The following is a 20,164-nucleotide window of genomic DNA, read 5'->3' as shown; positions in this document are numbered from 1 at the left end:
GAGAGAACTCACATATTATATGAAAAAAGGTAATATGAGGAGTGAATTTATTTTGTCAGAATATATTTCTTCCCAAGAAGATTGTGCGCCAGAAAGTAGCGTTCACATTGATTGTTTTGGCGCAGTTCCAAACTCGGGAAATGATAGCTCATTAGCAATTCAGCAAGCTATTGATTATTGTGTAGCGAATCGAATTTCGACGGTTAGAATTACAGGGGTAAATACGTACAAAATTGTAAAGCCGATTGTTATTAAATCAAACGTAAGATTAGAGTTAGATCCTACCGTAACGCTGCAAATTGATGGGGATTTTAATGCATTTGAGCTACAAAGTAACGCTTCGATAGTTGGTGGTACTATTCAAGTTATAAATCCATTGTTTCAATCGGCTGTCATTTATGTTTCTGGTTCACAACAAATCGAAGTACCTAATCAATCTGTTATATCAAATATAAATATAATAAATACAACTCCATCGTATAAAGGAAAAGCTATACATTTTTATTGTCAAAAGGCATGGGATTATATTAGTTTCTTTCAAGTCAAATTTATTCAAATTAAAAACTTTCAAACTGCAATATATTTGAAAACAGAGTATATAGATGATATCAATACACCTTGCTGGATTAACGCCAATGTATTTCAATCAATATTTATTGATGGATGTGTGTATGGGATTGAAGTAGATGGAAATAGTGATTTGCCAAATGAAAGTTCAGGAAATACGTTTCATGATATTCAAGTGCAATGTAGACAACAAACGAAAAAAGCAATTCGTTGCTCAGGTGCGTATAATACATTTGATTGTATGATTTGGGATACGTACCGGATGAGTAGTGAACAGATTGTCATTGAATTTTCTTCTAATTCGCATCGTAACTACCTTTTTTCAAATTTACTTTCTACAACTATTGTAGATAAAGGACAATACAATGTTTGTAAGTCTACCTATGAAGAATCTCTTCGAATTCAGTTACCGATTACGTTAAATAAACCACATTTAATAGGGAATCAAGATGATATTTTAGTAAATGCTCAGCAGAAGTATACGATTAAGCAAGTAAGTGGGAAAGTGCCTTACGGGGGGAATCTCGCAAATTGCTTTAATTTAATAGATGAACAAAGTGTAAACTATATTGACGTTCCAGATAGTAATCCAGTTGTAATTGAACTGGATTTTACGAAAAAACCAATACAAATGTTAAATTGTTTTGGAATGTATTTTGGGTGGGGAGAGAGCCCAAAGAAAATTAAAATTGAATATGCATTAAGCGCAACTGGAAGTTGGGTTATCGCGTTGGATGTTCCATTAAATGTTGGCGATACAATTATATCGAATATGAAGGCGAGTCAGTTATATAAAGTTAGAATTACATTAAGTGGTTATTCTCAAGATCATAAGCGTTTTCGAATTAATCGTATTTTTGCAAGGTCTTCTATGGAAAACGGGAACGCTTGGTTAGCGACAACTGGTGGAAGAATGTTTGGAGATATTGAAATAGAGGCAAGTAAAGGTATAATCATGAAGACTGCTAGTGGAGTGAAATGGAAAGTTACTATTAATGAAGCTGGCCAACTTATTACGACTAAGATAACTTGAGATGTTGTTTAATTGTATATCCTTGGACGAGTTACAACGTAGTGGGATATAGATAATGAAAAAGGGATTGTAATTTGGTTTCAACCAAACTACAATCTCTTTTTTGTTTCAATTACTTCCACCAAATCCAAGTCCAAAGGTAATTTCGTACATTTCGAGGAGTAATGCGAATGAAGCGTTCACCGTCAAAGAAGCAATTTAAATTTGGAAGTGTTTCATCTGGATTTTCTGGAACAAAAGTGACGATGTTTTCGTTACTTGTAACGGTTACTGTAATTGGTGGGTCGGTAGGCGAGACTTGAAGTTGTAACGAAATATTGGCCGTATTTTTAAATTCATTATTAACAGGTGGACTTATTACTTGTACTGTGAATAATACGATAATTGTTTCGTTTGGTTCCAAATTAGTGGCAACTAGGAAACCGATATTCGGATTCGCTAGTGGAGAGCGTTCACCGTTAATAAAGACAGTGCCGTTTATAAATTGTAAACCTGCTGGAATGGTATCTTGTAAAGAAATATTTGAGAGTAAAATTTTGGAAGTATTTGTAATGCGTACCGTGTAATCAAAATATTGATTTAAATAAGCTGAGCTGACGGAAGCATTTTTCGTGACTGTTGCAGTTATAAATTGAATTGGTATACGAACAATATTTGAATTAACAATGAAAGTAATAATTGGATCCTGTGGTGTCAATTGAAAGGCAGCGGTAACTGTTGCAGAATTTATAATTGTACTGTTTGAAGGAATAGAAGTTACGAGAACTTGAAATGTTATAGTTGCTACTGAATCTGCAGGTAAAGAGCCGATATTAATACCAGTGTCTGGACGAACATTTGTAACGGGAGTACCGTTAATTGTTATGCTGTTTTCTATAAATGTTGTACCAGCTGGAATGCTGTCTATAACAGAAGTACTGATTGTCGGAATTGGGGAGTGATTAAATACCGCTAATGTGAATGTAATGATATCTCCTATAACGACAATAGATTTGTCAGCTGTTTTTTCAATGTCAACCATCGGATCAACGACTGTCGTTGTAACGGTATTTGTTTGCTTTGTAACTGTATTTATTTGCTTTGTAATCGTAATAGGTGGTTGGATTGGACCGACAATAGGCGTATAGGAAATAGTAGCATCGTTATTGATTGTAGATTGAAGAGTAGAAGAAGAAATTGTCACTTGGAATGTAATAATAACAGATTCATTTGGAGCAAGATTTCCTAACGTAATACCATTTTCCGGATTCGCATTAGGTTGATTGATTCCGTTAATCGTAACACTACCAATAACAAATGTCGTATCTGCTGGTGCTGTGTCTACTAAAAGAAGGTCTTCGATAATGATATTACCATTATTAGTAATCGTGATGGTATACGTTAAAGTTTGACCGGGTAAGGCACTTGTGAAATCAACAGCTTTTATCGCAATGACATTATCATTTTGGACAGTAGTTGTGACGGTGTTTGTTGTAGTCGTATTTGTAACAGGTACGTTATTTGGGTTGACTATATAGTTAAAAGTAGTAATTGCGTTGTTGTTTAGTTCATTTGGTGTTGGAATAGAAGTCACAGTTACTTGGAATGAAACGATAGCATCTTCACCAATAGTTATAGTACCAATTGGTATGCCGCTTACTGGATTCACTCCTGGAAGAGTTTCTCCGTTTACAATGACGCTATTTTCTATAAACGTAGTACCTTGAGGAATAATATCTTGAATGATTACATCATTTACTGCAACATTACCGGTTTGATTTAGTGTAATCGTATATGTTAACGTATCACCAACCGTTGCAAATGCAAGGTCAACAGCTTTATTACTATTCAAATTTGCGTGATTAATTTCTGTTGCGGCAGCTGATGAAATAATAGTTTCGGTAATAGGTGGTCGATCTGGTAACGTGTATTCATATTCAATTGTACTCGTGTTAGAGATTGGATTTGTTTGTGGAATCGAAGTAACCCTTACTTGGAATAGAATAGTTGCTGTCGTATTAGGTGGAATGGTATCAATTTGTATACCGTTAAGAGGATTGTCATTTGGCCGAGCGTTGCCGTTCACGATAACACTATTCTCTATAAAGCTCGTATTTGCTGGGATAATATCTGTAACAATAATGTTTTCGACTTGTATATTTCCGTTATTTATGATGGAAATTGTATAAGGGATGATAGTTTGTAAGTCAGCATATTGGATAGGTGTTGTTTTTGTCGCAATTACATTAGCGGAAATAACTTCAGTGAAGGTAATATTGCTAGTCGATATTTGTTCTTCCACGTTAATTGTATAACGAGAAGTTGATTGATTTTGAACATGACCGCTAGCAGGAAGAGCTACGACGGTAACAGAAAATGTGACTGGGATAGAAATGTTAGGAGCAATCGTTCCTACAAGTATACCTACACTTGGATTGGCGTTAAGCTGAGGAATGTTATTTACTAAAACGCTACCGTCAATAAAGGTTGTTCCATCAGGTATATTGTCTGTAAATACAACAGCAGTGGCATCCGTATTCCCTGTATTCGTTAAAGTTGTTGTATAAGTTAAAATGTCACCAATCGTTACAGAGGTTAAATCAACGGTTTTAAGTGAAACGATATCAGCATCATTAATTTGAACGAAAGTAGTATTGGAAGTAGTAGATTTTTGAATTGGTGCAAAGTCAGGATTGAAAATAAAGTCGTAGACAATGTTTGCAGTATTAGGTGTTGGATTTACAGTAGGTAAATTCGTAACGGAAACTTGGAATGTTATTGTAGCCATTTGACCTGCTGCGACATTAGGAATGGAAAAGCCGATATTCGGATCTGCTGCAGGAAGTACAGTATTATTAACTATTACACTTCCTGGAATAAATACTGTTCCATCTGCTATAGTATCTGTAAAAAAGATGGAGTTAGTTGTAGCCGATCCATTATTTTGAATGAATACTGTATATTCAATGGTTTCATCAATAGTAGCTAATACAGTATTAGCAGATTTTGTAGCAATAAGAATAGCATCAATAAATTGTATGTTTGTAGCATTGGAAGAGGTCGTTTCTGAAATTGGTGGTGTGCTTGGGTCTGGTCGATACTCATAGTGAATGACGGCGATATTATTAATGTTATTTTGTGGCGGTATAGAAACTACGCTTACTTGGAACGTAACAATAATCGTATTATTTGGAAGAATTATATCAAGATTGATACCGGTAATTGGATTTTCGTTAGGTCTTGGTACACCATCTACAAGAATGCTATTTGGAACGAATGTGGTGCCAGAAGCAATTGCGTCAAGTAGGAGAGTATTTGTAATAGGTATTGTACCGGCGTTTGTAACTGCGACTGTATATGTGATGATTTGACCGATACGTGTAAGGGATCTGTTAGCGGATTTAATTGCGCTAACATTTGCCGTTCGCACTTCAGTATTTACTGCATTTGATAACGATCTACGCTGAATAATTGGAGAACTAGGGTCAATTTGGTATTCGTACGAAGTGTCTGAAATATTAATGACTGTATTGCCCTCTGGTATATTTGTAAGTTGTACTTGGAATGAAATAGTGACTGTTTCATTTGGTTGTATCGTGCCGAGAGTTACTCCGTTTTCAGGATTCACGCCAGGCTGAATTACATTATTTATTGCTAAGCTATCTTCAATGAATATAGTACCTTCTGGAATGTTATCAATGAACACGATATTGTTAGCCGGAACGGTTCCTATATTTTGAAGTGTATTTGTGTAGGTAATCATTTGCCCGATTGATACGAAATTTACATCCGCACTTTTAACAGAAATAATATTTGCATTTTGGAGTGATGTTGTAACAATGTTAGAATTTGCAGAGCGATTTACTGGTGGGGCTGTAGGAATACTTACATATTGATAAGTTGCTGAAGATTGATTTACAATTTCAGTTTCATTCGGTGGATTATTTGTTTGCACTTGAAATAGTATCGTTTTGGAACTGTTTGCTGGAATTGTTCCAATCGGTATTCCGTTTTCAGGATTTACACCTGGCTGAAGGACACCATTAATTGTGACACTATCGGGAACGAATGTAGTCCCAGCAGGGATAGAATCTGTGAAATTAATATTTATTGCGTCAACATTACCGATATTTTTCACTTCAGAAATATAAAGTATAGTTCCACCGATATCTACAGTTGTTGGATTGGATGTTTTTGTAATTGCCAATTGTGCTTGCACGAAATTTGTAATAACGATATTACTAGTAGATGTTTCAGTAATAGGCGGTTGCCCTGAGTCTGGTTGGATTGTATATGTTGTATTGGATTGATTTGTAATCGATTCTTGGGAGAATGAATCGTTAATAAGAATTTGGAACGAAATAAGGTGAGTAGCGTTTGCTGCTAAAGTAGGTAAAGTAACACCTACATTTGGATTGGCATCAAGTATAGTTGTTCCGTTAAGTGTAAAACTATTTTCTACGAATGTAGTATCTTGGGGGATCGTATCTGAAAATATGAGATTAGTAGCTGGAATATTTCCTGTATTTTCTAGTGTTATTGTGTAAGTCAAAATATCACCTGTTGTTGCTTGCTGTGCATTGACTGCTTTTAAAGAAAGGATAGTCGCATCCGAAATTTGTGTGAAAGCAGGATTAGACGTAATTGTTCGAGAGATGATAGGAGCAGTTGGATCGGCGATAAAAGTATAGTCAATACGGGCTGTATTAGAAATTGGGTTTACGCTTGGAATAGATTGGACGATAACCTGGAATGTTACAGTGACGATTTCTGACGGTGTGATGGAGTTTAATGGTATTCCTACGTTAGGATTAGCATCTGGAACGGAAACGCTATTAATAGTTACGCTATTCGGAATAAAGGCAGTTCCTTCGGGGACCAAATCTGTTAAAGTAACTGTATTTGCAGTAGTATTTCCGTTATTTTGAACGACTACTGTGTAAGTGATTGTACCGTCAGTAGATTGTACGAGAGAATCTGTACTTTTAATTACGGATAATGATGCATCAACAACAGCTGTATTAACCGTATTAGACGAGGATGTTGCTGTAACAGGAGGTTGACTTGGATCGACAATATACGTGTAACTTGTAAGTGCTTGATTTATAATTGCTCCTTGTGGTGGAATAGAACTTGCAAGAAATTGGAACGTAATAGTAGCGGAATCACCTGGTGCGATAATACCAACGGGAATACCGAGAGTTGGACTTGCATCTGGAAGTGAAATCCCGTTGAGCGTAACACTATTTGGAACAAATAATGCTCCTTCAGGAACTCCGTTAATGAGTAATACAGAGTTTGCAGGGAAGTTTCCAGTATTCGTTAATGTTGCTGTATACGTAATTACATCCCTGATAGACACAATTGAACGATTTGCTTGTAAAACAGTTGTAACAGTCGCGTTATTAATTTGTGTTGAAGCGCTATTAGAATTTATCGTGCCTGTAACAGGAGGAGAGGCCGGATCAACGATGAATGTGTATTGAATAGATGCTACGTTTGTAATCGGATTTGAAGGTGGAGTTGATGTAACTATGACTTGGAAAGTAACGGTTAAGGAACTATCCGAGCTAATTGTTCCGATATTCACTCCGTTATTTGGATTTGCACCTGGAATGGTACTTCCATTTACAGCAAAACTATTTTCAACAAAGGTTGTTCCTGCTGGAACTGGGTCTGAGAAATTTACATTCGTAGCGTTTGTATTGCCGCTATTTTGAATCAAAACTGTATAAGTGATCGTATCTCCAATATTTGCAAAGGCTGTATTAGCAGTTTTTACAGCTGAAAGTATTGCTGTATTAATAGAAGTAACGAAGACATTCGTTTCCACATTGCCAGGTTGAGCCAGTAATGCATTGCCTACGTTATATTGGAAGTTAACAAATCCTAAGTTTTGGAGTTCAGGTGTGAACGTTGTTGGATTACTTACGATTTGTACTTGGAATATGATTGTAACAGTTTGATTTGGATTGATTGTATTTATGCCAACACCGTTAATAATCGAAGCGGATGGTAATGGAGTGCCATCAACAATAACGGATCCTGCAACAAATTGTGTCCACGATGGTAAAGGGTCTGAGAATATAGCGTTGTTAGCAGGAATATTGCCTGTGTTCGTAATAGTCGTTGTATACGTAATCGTATCACCAATCGTTGCAAAAGTTTTATCTCCTATTTTAATAGTATTTAAAATAGCACTTTCAATTTTTGTTGTAACGTTGTTAGAAATAATATTTTTTGAAACTGGGGGATTAGCTGGATTAACGATATGTTGAAAGCTAACGCTAGCTTGATTAGTAATTGGATTTATAGGCGGAATTTCATTGGCGATAATGTTAAATGCTACGATGACAGCTTCGTTTGGCGCGATATCACCGATTGGAACGCCTGTAATGATATCTGCATTTGGGATGCTAGTTCCGTTCAGTGTAAAGCTATTCGGTTCAAAGGAAGTTCCGTCTGGAATAAGGTCGGTAAAAATAACATTCGTTGCACTTACATTTCCGCTATTTGTAATTGTAACGGTGTAGGGAATATCCTGCCCGATATCTACCGTAGATACATTTGAATTTTTTTGTGCAGTAAGGATAGCGCTATTAATTTGTGTTGTCGTTGTATTAGATTGATTGGAAGTTGTAATAAGTGGCTGGCTAGGATCAACGACATAATGATATGTGGTAGAAGCAGAGTTAGAAATGGGATTAAGTGTTGGAAGTGTAATAACAGTTGCTTGGAATGTAACGATTGCCGTATTACCACCATTAATGGAACCAATATTTACACCAGTTGATAAATCGGCGTTTGGAATGGTTTGCCCATTAGCTGTGAAACTATTTGGAACGAAACTTAAATTGCTATCAAGAATATCGATAATAGTTACATCAGTTGCGGTCACATTTCCGGTATTAGGAAGGTTAAGTGTAAATGTTATTGTATTACCAACATCCGCAAAAGTAAGATCTGCTGTTTTGGTGCTAATAATAGTTGCGTTGTTTATTTGAAGGAGTGTAGTGTTGGAAGTAGCTGCACTTGAAACGGGAGGATTAACAGGATCAACAGTAAATTCATACGTCGTTGATGCTGTATTTGGTGCTGGGTTACTAAGGGGAATATTGTTTACTGTAACTTGAAAGACGATACTATATATTTCATTTGGTGGAAGTGTTGCAAGTAATACACCTGTATTTGGATTCGCGTCAGGTTGTAGAACACCATCAACAGTTAATGTGTTAGGAACAAATGTGAGTCCGCTCGGTAATGCATCTGTGAATACAATATTAGTTGCATCGGTATTGCCTACATTGGTAATAGAAGTAGTATAAAAAGCAGTTTGCCCGATATCTGCAAAGGATACACTTTCATTTTTCGTCATAGACAATATTGCTTCGTTAATTTGGGTTGAAACAGGATTACTAATTGAAGTTTCTGCATCAGGCGGTGAGACTAATTGATACGATGTTGATGAGAAATTTACAATTGGGTTTTGGGTTGGTAATGATGTTACAGTAACTTGGAACGAAACTGTTACTGTAGTCCCGGCTGTTATTGTCCCAATATTCACACCGTTTGATGGGTCCGCCCCACTTTGAGGAACTCCATTAATAGAAAATGTGTTTGCAATAAATGTAGTTCCACTTGGCACGGTATCTGTGAATATAACATTTTGTGCGGATGAGTTTCCATTGTTTGTTAAAGCGACAGTATAAGTGAGTGTGTCTCCGATACGACTAAAAGACTTATCGACTTGTTTTAATGAAAGAATGGTAGCTGTATTAATCGTAGTGAACACTGTGTTTGAAGTAACGGTCCTTGAAACAATCGGTGCATTTGGGTCAGCGATAAATGTGTAAGAAGCAGTAGCGGAATTGGCAATAGGATTTTGGGCTGGTGTAGAAGTAACGGTAACTTGAAATGCTATAGATATTGAGCTGTTAGGAGCAATTGATCCAATCGTTATACCGGTATTAGGATTGAGTCCAATTTGTGTGATGTCATCTATTGTAACGCTATCAGTAATAAACGTTGTTCCATCTGGTATAAGGTCAATGAAAGCAATATCTGTAGCGTTTGTATTACCACTATTCGTTAAAATGGTCGTATAGGTAATGGTATCACCTAGCGTTACAAGTGTTTGATCGACGGATTTCACCATCGTAATGATAGCATCTAATACAGGGGTTGTAACGATATTCGTTGAAGTAGAAGTTGTAACAGGAGTTCCGTTTGGATCGACAGTATAAGAATATAAAATGGTATCATTCCCCATAATTGAACTTGAAGGGGGAACAGAAAGAACATTTACTTGGAAAGTAACGGTTACTGTTTCACCAGGAGCGATATTTGGTATGTTTACTCCAAGTGCTGGTTGCACACTAGGCTGCTGAATTCCATTTATTGTGACTGAATTTGGTATAAATGTAGTACTAGCTGGAATGGTGCTCGTAAAAGTTACATTTGTAGCTGGTGTATTTCCTGTATTCGTAATAGTCGTTGTATACGTAATGGTATCACCGATAGAAATAATAGATTTATCAACAGTTTTTGTTGTAGTTAATATTACACTATTAATGGTCGTTGAAACTGTATTTGATATCGTTGTTTGTAACGCAGAAGGTTGACTAGGATCAACTACATGTTCAAATTGTGTGGAACTAAAATTAGAAATTGGATTTATACTTGGAATGTTTGTAACAAGTACGTTGAGAGTAATAACGGCCGTTCCATTTGGGTTTATATTTCCAATCTGAATCCCGTTAGCTGGATTTCCGATTTGCTGTGTACCAGAATCGTTTGTAAGAGTGCCAGATATGAATGTCGTCCCATCAGGTAAAGTATCCGTGAAAATTATATTTTGTGAAGTGACATTTCCAGGGTTACTTAATGTAATTGTATAAGAAATTGTATCACCAATCGTTGCGAAAGTTTTATCTACAGATTTGATTGCCACAATTTCCCCAGAATTTATTTGTGTCGAAACAGAATTAGATGTCGTATTTCGTGAAACAAGTGGTAAATTAGGTCCTGTCATAAATTTATAATCAATAGAAGCGCCGTTTACAACCGGTGAGTTTGGTCCGCCTGGCCCAATTGTGAAAATTGGATTTGGAATGCTAACTACTTGCACACGGAAGGTAACATTTATAAAATCTCCTGCAATAATATCTCCAATTGGTATCCCGTTAGCTGGATTTACTCCAGGTAATAAAACTCCGCCTACTCGAACGCTATCTTCTATAAATACTGTGTTATTTGGAATCGGATCTGTAAAAATGATATTCGTAGCAGTTGTGTTTCCTACATTTTCTAATAAAACTGTATACGTTAAAAATGAATTTCCAGGTGCTATGTCAGAAAATAGCCGATCCACACTTTTCGTTGCTTGAATAATCGCTTCGTTAATTTGAACTAAAGTTGGATTACTTGTAGCTGTTTCTGTCACCGGCGGCTGGGTAGGATCAACAATGATCGAGTATGTCGTGCTAGACTGGTTCAAAGTTGGATTTGTAACTGGTATTGAGCCAACGATAGCTTGAAAGCTAATTGTTGTCGTTCCTCCAACTGGAATTGAGTCTAAAGAAATCCCGCTATCTGGTCTAAATCCAAGTTGTGGGATGGTATTAATTTGTACGCTATCAGGAACGAATGAAAGTTCAGGTGGTAATATATCGATAAAAACAGGTGTGTTTGCGGCAGTATTTCCGCTATTGGTGAGGGTAGTTGTATACGTAATTGTATCTCCAACAGCAGCAAAAGCACTGCTTGCAGTTTTTGTTGCGATAACAGAAGCAGTATTTACTTGTGTAAAGGTTTTATTAGATTGAACTGTTCGTGAAACTGGCGGTTCATTTATATCTACAATAAAGCTATATTGAAGCGATGATTTATTCGGGATTGGATTAGGGTTTGGAAGTGTTGTAATGTTTACTTGAAAACTGAGTGTAGCAGATGCATTTGAATTCAAGTTATCAATATTGATACCGTTTTGTGGATTTGCATTCGGAACGGTTACACCATTTATCTTAAAGCTATTTGGGATAAAGGTAGTACCGTTTGGAATTGTATCAGTAAAAATAATGTTGTTCGCAGTAGTATTTCCGTTGTTTGTAACAGCTGAAGTGAATGTAATTGTATCACCGATTGTAGCAAAAGTTGTACTGGCGCTTTTATTTATTACTAAAGTAGCGTCAATAATTGGTGTAACTGTTGTATTTGTTACAGTGCTACCAACAGCAGGAGATTGGTTTGGATTTACGGTATATTCATAATTTACAAGAGCATTATTTGTTAATGTGCCACTAGGTGGTATCGCTAAAATTAGTGCTTGAAAAGTAATGAATACAGTATCTCCTGGCGAAATATCTGCCAAGTGAACACCAAGTGATGGATCTAATCCTGGTTGTGGAACATTATTGATCGTTACGGAGTTTTGGATAAATGAAGCTCCTGCGCCAAGCCCATCTGTTAAAACAGTTGCACTAGCAGGGATATTACCTGTATTTGTTACTGCAATCGTATAAGTAACAATATCACCAATTGCAGCTGTCGGTGTATTCACAGACTTAGTAGCGACAATAGTAGCGTTATTAATTTGAGTTGTTATTACGTTACTTAACGTATTGGCGGATGCTGGAGGTAAGTTAGGATCTACGACATACTGGTACGTTGTATTACTTTGGTTCGGGATTGGATTTGGATTCGGGATAGAATTTACTTGTACTTGGAATGAGATGATTGTATTTGCATTCGGATTTATTGGGTCGATTGCAATTCCGCTTGCTGGATTGACATTAGGCAGTGTATTCCCATTTACAGTAACACTATTAGGAATAAACGATGTTCCGTTTGGAATTACATCTGTAAATATTACATTTGATGCAAGTGTGTTCCCGTTATTCGTTAAAGTAGTCGTGTACGTAATAATATCATTTACGTTAGCAAACTGTTTATCTGCCGATTTAGTAGCAGCAATTGAGGCGTTATTAATAGTTGTCTGTACAGTGTTAGAAGCAACCATCTGCATCACAGCAGGTTTGGATGGATCATACGTATATTGGAATGTTGTGTCTGATTGATTTGTAATTGGGTTTACAGCAGGGATAGTTGGTACAAAAACTTGGAATGCAACGGTGCGTGATGAATTCGCTCCTATCGTACCAATCGAAATGCCGTTAGCAGGATTTGCATTGGCTACAGGGACATTATTAATCGTTACAGTATTAGGAATGAAGAGGGTACCCGCTGGAATGATATCTGTAAACGTTACATTAGCAGCAGGGGTATTCCCGTTATTTGTTAAAATGGTTGCATATAGTATGACATCACCGACATCAGCGAAGTTTGTACTCGTTAGTTTTGTAGCAACGATATTAGCAGTATTAATTTGTGTAGTTACTATATTGCTAGCAGCGTTTCTAACGAGAGCAGGTAAATTTGGATCAGCGATAAAGCTATATTGCAGTGAAGCGCTGTTTTGAATTGGGTTTGGTGAAGGTAGCCCATTTGCACTTATTTGAAAAACAATCGTTGTAAAACCACCTGAAGGAATGGAGCCTACTTGAAGACCGGTACTAGGGTCTGCACCTAGTTGTAAAGCACCACCTATAAAAATACTATTTGGTACGATAGTGGTGCCATTTGGGATTATATCAGTAACAATAACATTATTTGCTGTAGTATTGCCAAGATTAGCTAAAGAAATTGTATATGTGATTGGTTGCCGGACATCGGCGATAGTCAAATCTACTTCTTTGACAATCACTACATTTGCTAAATTAATTTGTGTACTTACGGTATTACTTACAGATGTTTCTATAGTTGGTGGATCGTCCGGATTTAAAGTAAAGCTATATTGTGTACTAGATGAATTTATTGTTGGATTTTGAGCTGGTAAAGAGGTGATAGTTACTTGGTAAGAAACAGTAATTTCACCGTTAGCAGGAATGGAAGGCAATGGAACACCAATGTTCGGATCTGCGTTATTTTGGAGTACACCATTAATAAGGAAAGTGTTTGGGATAAAGGTAGTGCCATCTGGATTTGTATCTACGAAAGTTGGGTTATCAGCAGTAACGCTTCCTGCATTTGTTAAAAGAATGGTATAAGTTAATACATCCCCAACAGTAGCGAACGCTCGATCCACTGTTTTTGCTGAAATGACATTTGCGTCATTTACTTGAGTAAATGTAGTGGTTGAAGTTGTGTTCTTACTTATAGGGGGAGCGTTTGGATCAACGATAAAGTTATAAGAAATAGAAGCGCTATTTGAAATAGGATTTGGGTTTGGAATGCTAGTTATTACTACTTGGAATGAAGCTGTAATCGTAGTATTAGCATTAATGCTACCAATATTAATGCTAGCTGGTGTTGCGCCCGGCTGAGTAACGCCGTTAACTATAACACTGTTCGATACAAAGGAAGTACCGTTTGCTATTGAATCGAATAGTAATACATTGTTCGCCGTAACATTTCCATTGTTTGTAAGAGCGAAGGTATAAGTTAATACATCGCCAACTTCTGCGAACGTTTTATCTACAGATTTAGTAGCTTGAAGGTTTGCTAGTCTAATTGTTGATGTAACAGAATTAGAATTTGCTGTTTTTGAAGTTGGTGGCAAATTTGGATTTACAGTATATAGATAAGAGGCGAAAGCATTATTAATGATAGGATTTTGGGTCGTAATATTGATGACTGTTACTTGGAAAGAAAGGGTAACAGTAGCCCCACCAGGAATTGTGCCGATAGGTAAAGCAACGAGAGAATCTACATTTTGTAAAACTCCGTTTAGTGTTACAGAACCAGGAGTCAATATCGTTCCGTTTGGAAGTGGATCTGTTAGTTGCACGTTAGTAGCAGCTGTATTTCCACTGTTTGTAATAAGAATTGTATAACTGATTGTTTCGCCAATTGTAGCAAATTGTTTATTTGTTGATTTTGTTAATGTTACATTCGCATTGTTAATTTGAGTGGAAACGAGATTAGAAGAAATGTTTTTGGTAACGGGTGATTGACTAGGATTGACGGTATATTGATAAGAAGCGCTTGAACTATTAGATACGACATTTGACGCGGGTATTGTATTTACAACTACTTGAAATGCAACATTTTTTGTTGTACCAGTTGGAATAGATCCTATATTCACACCAGTAGCGGGATTTGCTCCAACTTGTGTCGTGCCATCTATTGTTAAACTGTTGAGAACAAAAGTTGTACCAGTAGGAATGACATCTGTAAAAATAACGTTATTTGCATTCGTATTACCTATACCTGTAAAGGAAACGGTGTACGTTAGTGTATCACCAATATCTGCAAAATTTTTATCTACTGCTTTCGTCATTGTTACAGTAGCATTATTCACTTGAGTGGAGACGATATTCGTCGTATCAGTCCCGCTTACTGCAGGTTGATTAGGTACAGGAATGTATTGATATGTTGTTGTTCCACTATTTAATATTGGGTTTGTTTGAGGGATAGAAGGAACGAGCACTTGGAATGAAATAGTAGTAGTGGAATTTGCGGCAATTGAACCAATTGGTATACCATTAGCGGGATTTGCGCCAGTTTGAGTAACTCCGTTCACAGTTACACTTCCTGGAATGAAAGTAGTCCCGCTAGGAATCGGATCCGTATATATCACATTCGTTGCAACGATATTTCCTATATTAGCTAAGGCAATACTGTATGTTAACGTTTCACCAATATCTGTAAAAAGTTTGTTAACTGATTTTGTGCCATTAATATCTGCAAGGTTAACTTGTGTTCCAGCAGAGTTGCTTGTTGCAAGACCGTTAAAGGTTGTTCCTCCGGCAATTGGTGTATATTGAAATGTAATATTAGCAGTGTTAGAGATAGGATTTTGACTTGGAAGAGAAACGACGGTAGCTTGGAAAGTTACTGTACGAGAAGCACCATTATTAATGGTTCCGAGAGATATACCAGCGGCCGGATTTGCGTTCGTTTGTGGGACATTATCTATTGTTACAGTGCCAGGTATAAAGGAAGTACCGTTAGGGAGAATGTCTGTAAAAATAACGTTATTGGCAGGAAGAAGTCCGGTGTTAGGGATAGTAACTGTATAAGTGAGAACGTCTCCAATTGCCGCAACACTTTTATTTACGCTTTTCGTTGCTTGAATATTAGGTGAATTTATGTTGATTTGTAAACCGACTGTATTCAACATATAAGCGTCTCCGTTAGTCGTTAAACGGATTGCGGCGGACACTTGAGAATTTGTTAAATAAGGAGAAATATCAATGGAAGTAATGTCCCAGCCCTGTCTTCCAGCGGAGATGTTTGTGCCTGTAGAAGCACTTTGATTTCGCGTTCCAAATGTTCCAGTTGTATCTAAATTTCCAGCAGCATTGTTAACTTGAGAACCGAAGAAATTATTTACAGCATTATTTGGCCCAGATAAAGCATTTAATGAACTGAAATTTGGTCCAAATAATGCTTGATCCCCTGTTATATCTGCATCTCCTTCAATAGAACTTAAAAATAATCGTCCACTTACAGGTCCTCCTGAAGGTGTTAAAAATCCAGAAACAGCTACATCTGCACTACCAGTATCAGCAGAAACACGGTTACCAGCTACATAAATGGTTAAGTTTCTTGCTGGCAATGTCCCGTTTTGATAAGCGACGATAAGCGTCCATCCAGCCGAATTAATTGTTCCATTAGAAGCATCTATAGGATCTACAAGTCCAGGAACCGCTCCTGTAGTATAGGAACCAGCACCTCCAGATTGAATAAGAGTTGTTACGTCTGCTGAACGAGTGTAAAAGCCAAATGTAATAGAGTTTGAAACGAATGTTTGATTTGAAGCTGTAACAGCTGAAGGAGTAATCGAGTATGTTGAAACAGGTGTTGTAAAAGAAACTGGATTTCCTAATACACTCGTAATGTTTTGATCACGAGATAAATAGTTTCCACCCCAAACGAGTTCTGCGTAAAGAATCGTACTACCAGCAGGGATATTTAAAATAGCGGTAGAACTATTTTGTGTATAGTTTAACGTTGTACCAGCAGGAAAAGTGGGAACTTGTAAAGCGGTATTCGTAGTTGCGAATGCACCAATTGCCCCGATTGTACCAGCACGGTTTTGATTACTGATTTTACTTAACCCTAAAGTATTACCTGTAATAGCCAGTGCGCCGTTAGTGGTGGTAGAAAATCGATTCGTAATGGGCATGTTGTCACCTCATTTACAATATAGTCTTGGTCAAAATAACATATGTGTGTGATAAATAAAGGGAAACATGTACAAGTTGATTTAGTAATAATGATTTAAATGTCTAGATAAGGGGATGGAGTATGATTGAATTGGAAATTAGAGTGGAGCGTCTTAGGGAAGAACAAATAGGCGACATTGTAGCATTATCATCTTATATTGGCTGGGATTATAACAGAGAAGAAGTTGAAACAATTTTTAACTCAGGTATTGTATACGGCGTATGGAATGAGAGAAAGGAACTTATTGCTAGCGCAGCAATAATATTATATGGGGAGGCGTTGGCATCTATCGGAATGGTAATTGTACATCCAGATTATAAGGGAAGAGGAATTGGAAAGAGGATTACAAATTCATGCATGAATAGCGTATCAGTTCAAACTCCATTTATGCTTATTGCTACGGATGAAGGGAAGCCCTTATATGAAAAATTAGGATTTAGGGCTGTTAGTTATGTTTCTAAATACATATGTAACTCGTACAATACGAAGGATCATTGTATAGAAAATGAAGGTTATATGATGAATTATGAAGAGTGTGATTTAGAAAAAATAATAAAAATAGATAGAGATGCATTTGGGACAAGTCGAAACGATTTTTTAAAACAAAGAATTATGCAAAGTGAGCAGTGTGTCGTTGTAAAGGATACGAAAGAAAATGTAGTAGGATACGGTATAAGTATACAAACGCCAGAAAATAAAATAATAGGACCAGTCGTTGCTAAAAATAATGCGATGGCAATGAGAATAGTACATAATTTAGCAAGAGGGCATAATGGGAGATTAAGAATGGATGTACCAGAAGGAAAGAACGATTTCATGAAAGAATTAGAGATTGCTGGTTTTAAAAAGGTGAATACACCACCAATTATGATGAAAAATAGCGGTCAATTATTAAAAAGGAATAATGAGTTATATAGCATTGCAGCACAAATTTTTGGGTGAAAAAGAATCCTTCTGAATGAAGGATTCTTTTTCGCTAATCACGATATTGATCATGAGTCGGCTGAAAGAGGTCTTCCTCGATATCTCTCACCATAGAAAAATGATCAACGTTATAATGACCGTGTAAAGTTTTATTGTGATGACCAATAATTTGTTCTGCAGACAATACGTTAGAATCAGTTGTTGAATGACCGTTTTTAATTAATGTAACGTCAAATCCTTGTACAGTTGCTGCTCTAACTGCAGTGTCAATGCAATGTTCTGTTTTACATCCGCCTATAACAATATGATTAATGTTTTCTTCTTTTAAAAGTTCAAGTAAAGAAGTGCCGTAGAATGAATTGGTTGCTGCTTTATTAATAAAGATTGCAGACTGGGGTACTTGAATTTGATTATGTACTTCAAATCCTTCGCCACTACCAGAAGCAACATCGATATCTCTTACGAAAACAATAAGAGCATTTGAATCTATTGCTTTCTGCAGGGCTATATTTAGTGTAGATAATAGCTCGGTTTTACGAAAAACTTCATTTTCTTGCTCATTTCCATCAATTAATTCTTGCTGAGCGTCAATAATTAATAGTGCTTGTTTCATCGTGTCTCCCCTTTAATATGAAATAAGTTCCACTGTACATATTCCTTCAGATTGTTAGAAAATCCTCCATTGTAAGAGAAGTAGAAGATTGATTTACAAAGTTGTCAAAGAAATTTCATTCTCATAGCGTGTAAAAACATGTATGATAGGAGATGGAGAATTTTTGAGTAGGTGGGAATAACATGCAAACAGTAGAAGATTATCTTTCATTCTTACATACGAAAGGATTTAAATTATCAGAGGAAGCACAAGGGTTTATTATGTTTGGACAAGGATATACTGGTGCGTCTGATGGGATTGTGAACGCAGCAATAGAAGCGACAATTAAACATCAATTGCAGTTTGATGGTAGTTATTTCGTTGCGTTATTAGAACGATTGAAAGAGGAAGAAATTACAGATAAAAAAAGCGCTAAGGCTTTTATGCGGAAGTTACAAGCGTAACTTCACGCAGCCTGCGCTTCTTTTTTTGTTTTGGAAGGTAATTCAACAAAAATCATGCCTAGAAAAATACATAGACATCCGATAATAGCAGAAATAGAAAGTTGTTCATTTGCAACGAGAACGCCTGTTAATGCAGCAAAAACGGGCTCCATTGCGAAAATAATTGCTACTCTCGTTGGAGAAGTGTGTTTTTGTGCCGATGTTTGAATGAAAAAAGCAATAGATGTTGCAAACAGGGCAGTTAGAAAGAGTGCGAATAAAAAGGATTGATTCGTCCATAGTGATACTGAAAATAACTTTTTCCAATCTTCAAACAAGAAAGCGCAAATAGAAGAAAATATACCAACAGCTAATACTTGAGATGTGCTTAATAATAAAGGTGATATTTTTTTAGAAAAGAAGCCGTTAATAAGAATATGGGCAGCGAAAGCGACTGCACAACCAAGAACAAGTATATCTCCTATATTTAATTGGAAAGAATCAGCAGCTGTTAATAAGTACAAACCTGTTGTAGCTACAGCAATACCAAGTATGATGAAAATGGTGGCTTTTTGTTTTAAAAAGATAAATGATAAGATTGGGACCATAACAATGCTTAGCCCAGTTAAGAAACCTGCTTTTGAAGAAGTTGTATAGAGTAAGCCAAATGTTTGTAATAAATAGCCGACAAATAAGAAGAACCCAACCATTAATCCAGCTAAACTACTATGTTTTAATTCTTGTTTTGAAGTTTTCTGTGAGAAAATAATTTGAACGAATAATAAAATAATTCCAGCGAATAAAAAGCGAATACCATTAAACGTAAATGGACCAACGAAAGACATAGCGTTTTGAACGACAACAAACGTAGCTCCCCAAATAAAAGAGACAAATAATAAAGCAAGAGGAGCAATCCACTCTTTTTTCACACTCATACCCCCGTTAATTTTGTAAGATAGCTTTTCTAGCTAATTCATCAGCTACTTTATTTTGACTACTTGGAATCCACTTAATAAAAAAGAGATCGAAGTTTTTTATGTACTGCAGTGCTTCATCTAAAAGAGGTGCAAATATTTTATTTTTTGCGTATTCCTTTTCAACAGCCCGCTCAACAAGCTGCGAATCTGTACGAAAAGAGACAGTGCTATAATTATGCTCGATGCAATATTTTAATGCTAGAAGTAAAGCGCGGTATTCTGCTTCATGATTGGACATTGTTCCAAGTGGTACTGATAGTTGTATAGGTGGCTGAACGCCTTTAATAAACACTCCTGCACCAGAAGGACCAGGATTTCCTTTTGATGCACCATCAATATATACTTCAATCAAAATGAGAAACCTCCAAATTATAAGATGATCCCCTACTTAAATATTTTTTTGAAGTAGGGGATAGAGTAG

The 20,164-nt window shown here is 36.5% G+C and carries 7 protein-coding genes; 3 read left to right on the top strand and 4 right to left on the bottom strand.

Annotated features, from left to right (window positions below; genetic code table 11):
* Positions 1–52: 52 nt before the first annotated feature.
* Positions 53–1,600, top strand: coding sequence for a hypothetical protein (locus tag ACTFO4_RS09335; RefSeq protein ID WP_000006056.1), 1,548 nt, complete (start codon positions 53–55; stop codon positions 1,598–1,600).
* 112 nt (positions 1,601–1,712) lie between these two features.
* On the opposite strand, the gene ACTFO4_RS09330 is transcribed toward ACTFO4_RS09335, so the two are convergent.
* Positions 1,713–16,766, bottom strand: coding sequence for a DUF7507 domain-containing protein (locus ACTFO4_RS09330; protein ID WP_440013395.1), 15,054 nt, complete (start codon positions 16,764–16,766; stop codon positions 1,713–1,715).
* Positions 16,767–16,888: 122 nt separating this feature from the next.
* Here ACTFO4_RS09330 and ACTFO4_RS09325 point away from each other — a divergent pair, with 122 nt between their 5' ends.
* Positions 16,889–17,749, top strand: coding sequence for a GNAT family N-acetyltransferase (locus ACTFO4_RS09325; protein WP_000571016.1), 861 nt, complete (start codon positions 16,889–16,891; stop codon positions 17,747–17,749).
* Between the two features lie 34 nt (positions 17,750–17,783).
* On the opposite strand, the gene ACTFO4_RS09320 is transcribed toward ACTFO4_RS09325, so the two are convergent.
* Entirely contained in the window at positions 17,784–18,344 is a 561-nt protein-coding gene (locus tag ACTFO4_RS09320; protein ID WP_000806319.1) for a cysteine hydrolase family protein, read from the bottom strand.
* A 182-nt stretch (positions 18,345–18,526) separates the two neighbouring features.
* Between ACTFO4_RS09320 and ACTFO4_RS09315 the strand changes: the two genes are divergently transcribed.
* Positions 18,527–18,787: a DUF6123 family protein gene (locus tag ACTFO4_RS09315; RefSeq protein ID WP_001195212.1), complete on the top strand. Its 261-nt coding sequence runs from the start codon at positions 18,527–18,529 to the stop codon at positions 18,785–18,787.
* 2 nt (positions 18,788–18,789) lie between these two features.
* Here the strand turns inward: ACTFO4_RS09315 and ACTFO4_RS09310 are convergent, their stop codons facing one another.
* Together ACTFO4_RS09310 and ACTFO4_RS09305 are read right to left on the bottom strand one after the other, a co-directional pair.
* Complete coding sequence (locus ACTFO4_RS09310; RefSeq protein WP_000712607.1) at positions 18,790–19,695, bottom strand: DMT family transporter; 906 nt, start codon at positions 19,693–19,695, stop codon at positions 18,790–18,792.
* Between the two features lie 13 nt (positions 19,696–19,708).
* Complete coding sequence (locus ACTFO4_RS09305) at positions 19,709–20,095, bottom strand: reverse transcriptase-like protein (protein ID WP_017672989.1); 387 nt, start codon at positions 20,093–20,095, stop codon at positions 19,709–19,711.
* Between the last annotated feature and the right edge of the window lie 69 nt (positions 20,096–20,164).

The organism is Bacillus cereus group sp. MYBKT14-1, from assembly GCF_051915185.1.
GTDB classification, from domain to species: Bacteria; Bacillota; Bacilli; order Bacillales; family Bacillaceae_G; genus Bacillus_A; species Bacillus_A cereus.
The sequence above is the reverse complement of the archived record's forward strand: the minus strand, read 5'-3'. Positions and strand labels throughout refer to the sequence as shown.

Bases quoted from the DNA above. Each gene is read 5' to 3' on its own strand.
- ACTFO4_RS09330 (WP_440013395.1), bottom strand. From the start codon at position 16,766: ATGCCCATTACGAATCGATTTTCTACCACCACTAACGGCGCACTGGCT.
- ACTFO4_RS09325 (WP_000571016.1), top strand. From the start codon at position 16,889: ATGATTGAATTGGAAATTAGAGTGGAGCGTCTTAGGGAAGAACAAATA.
- ACTFO4_RS09320 (WP_000806319.1), bottom strand. From the start codon at position 18,344: ATGAAACAAGCACTATTAATTATTGACGCTCAGCAAGAATTAATTGAT.
- ACTFO4_RS09315 (WP_001195212.1), top strand. From the start codon at position 18,527: ATGCAAACAGTAGAAGATTATCTTTCATTCTTACATACGAAAGGATTT.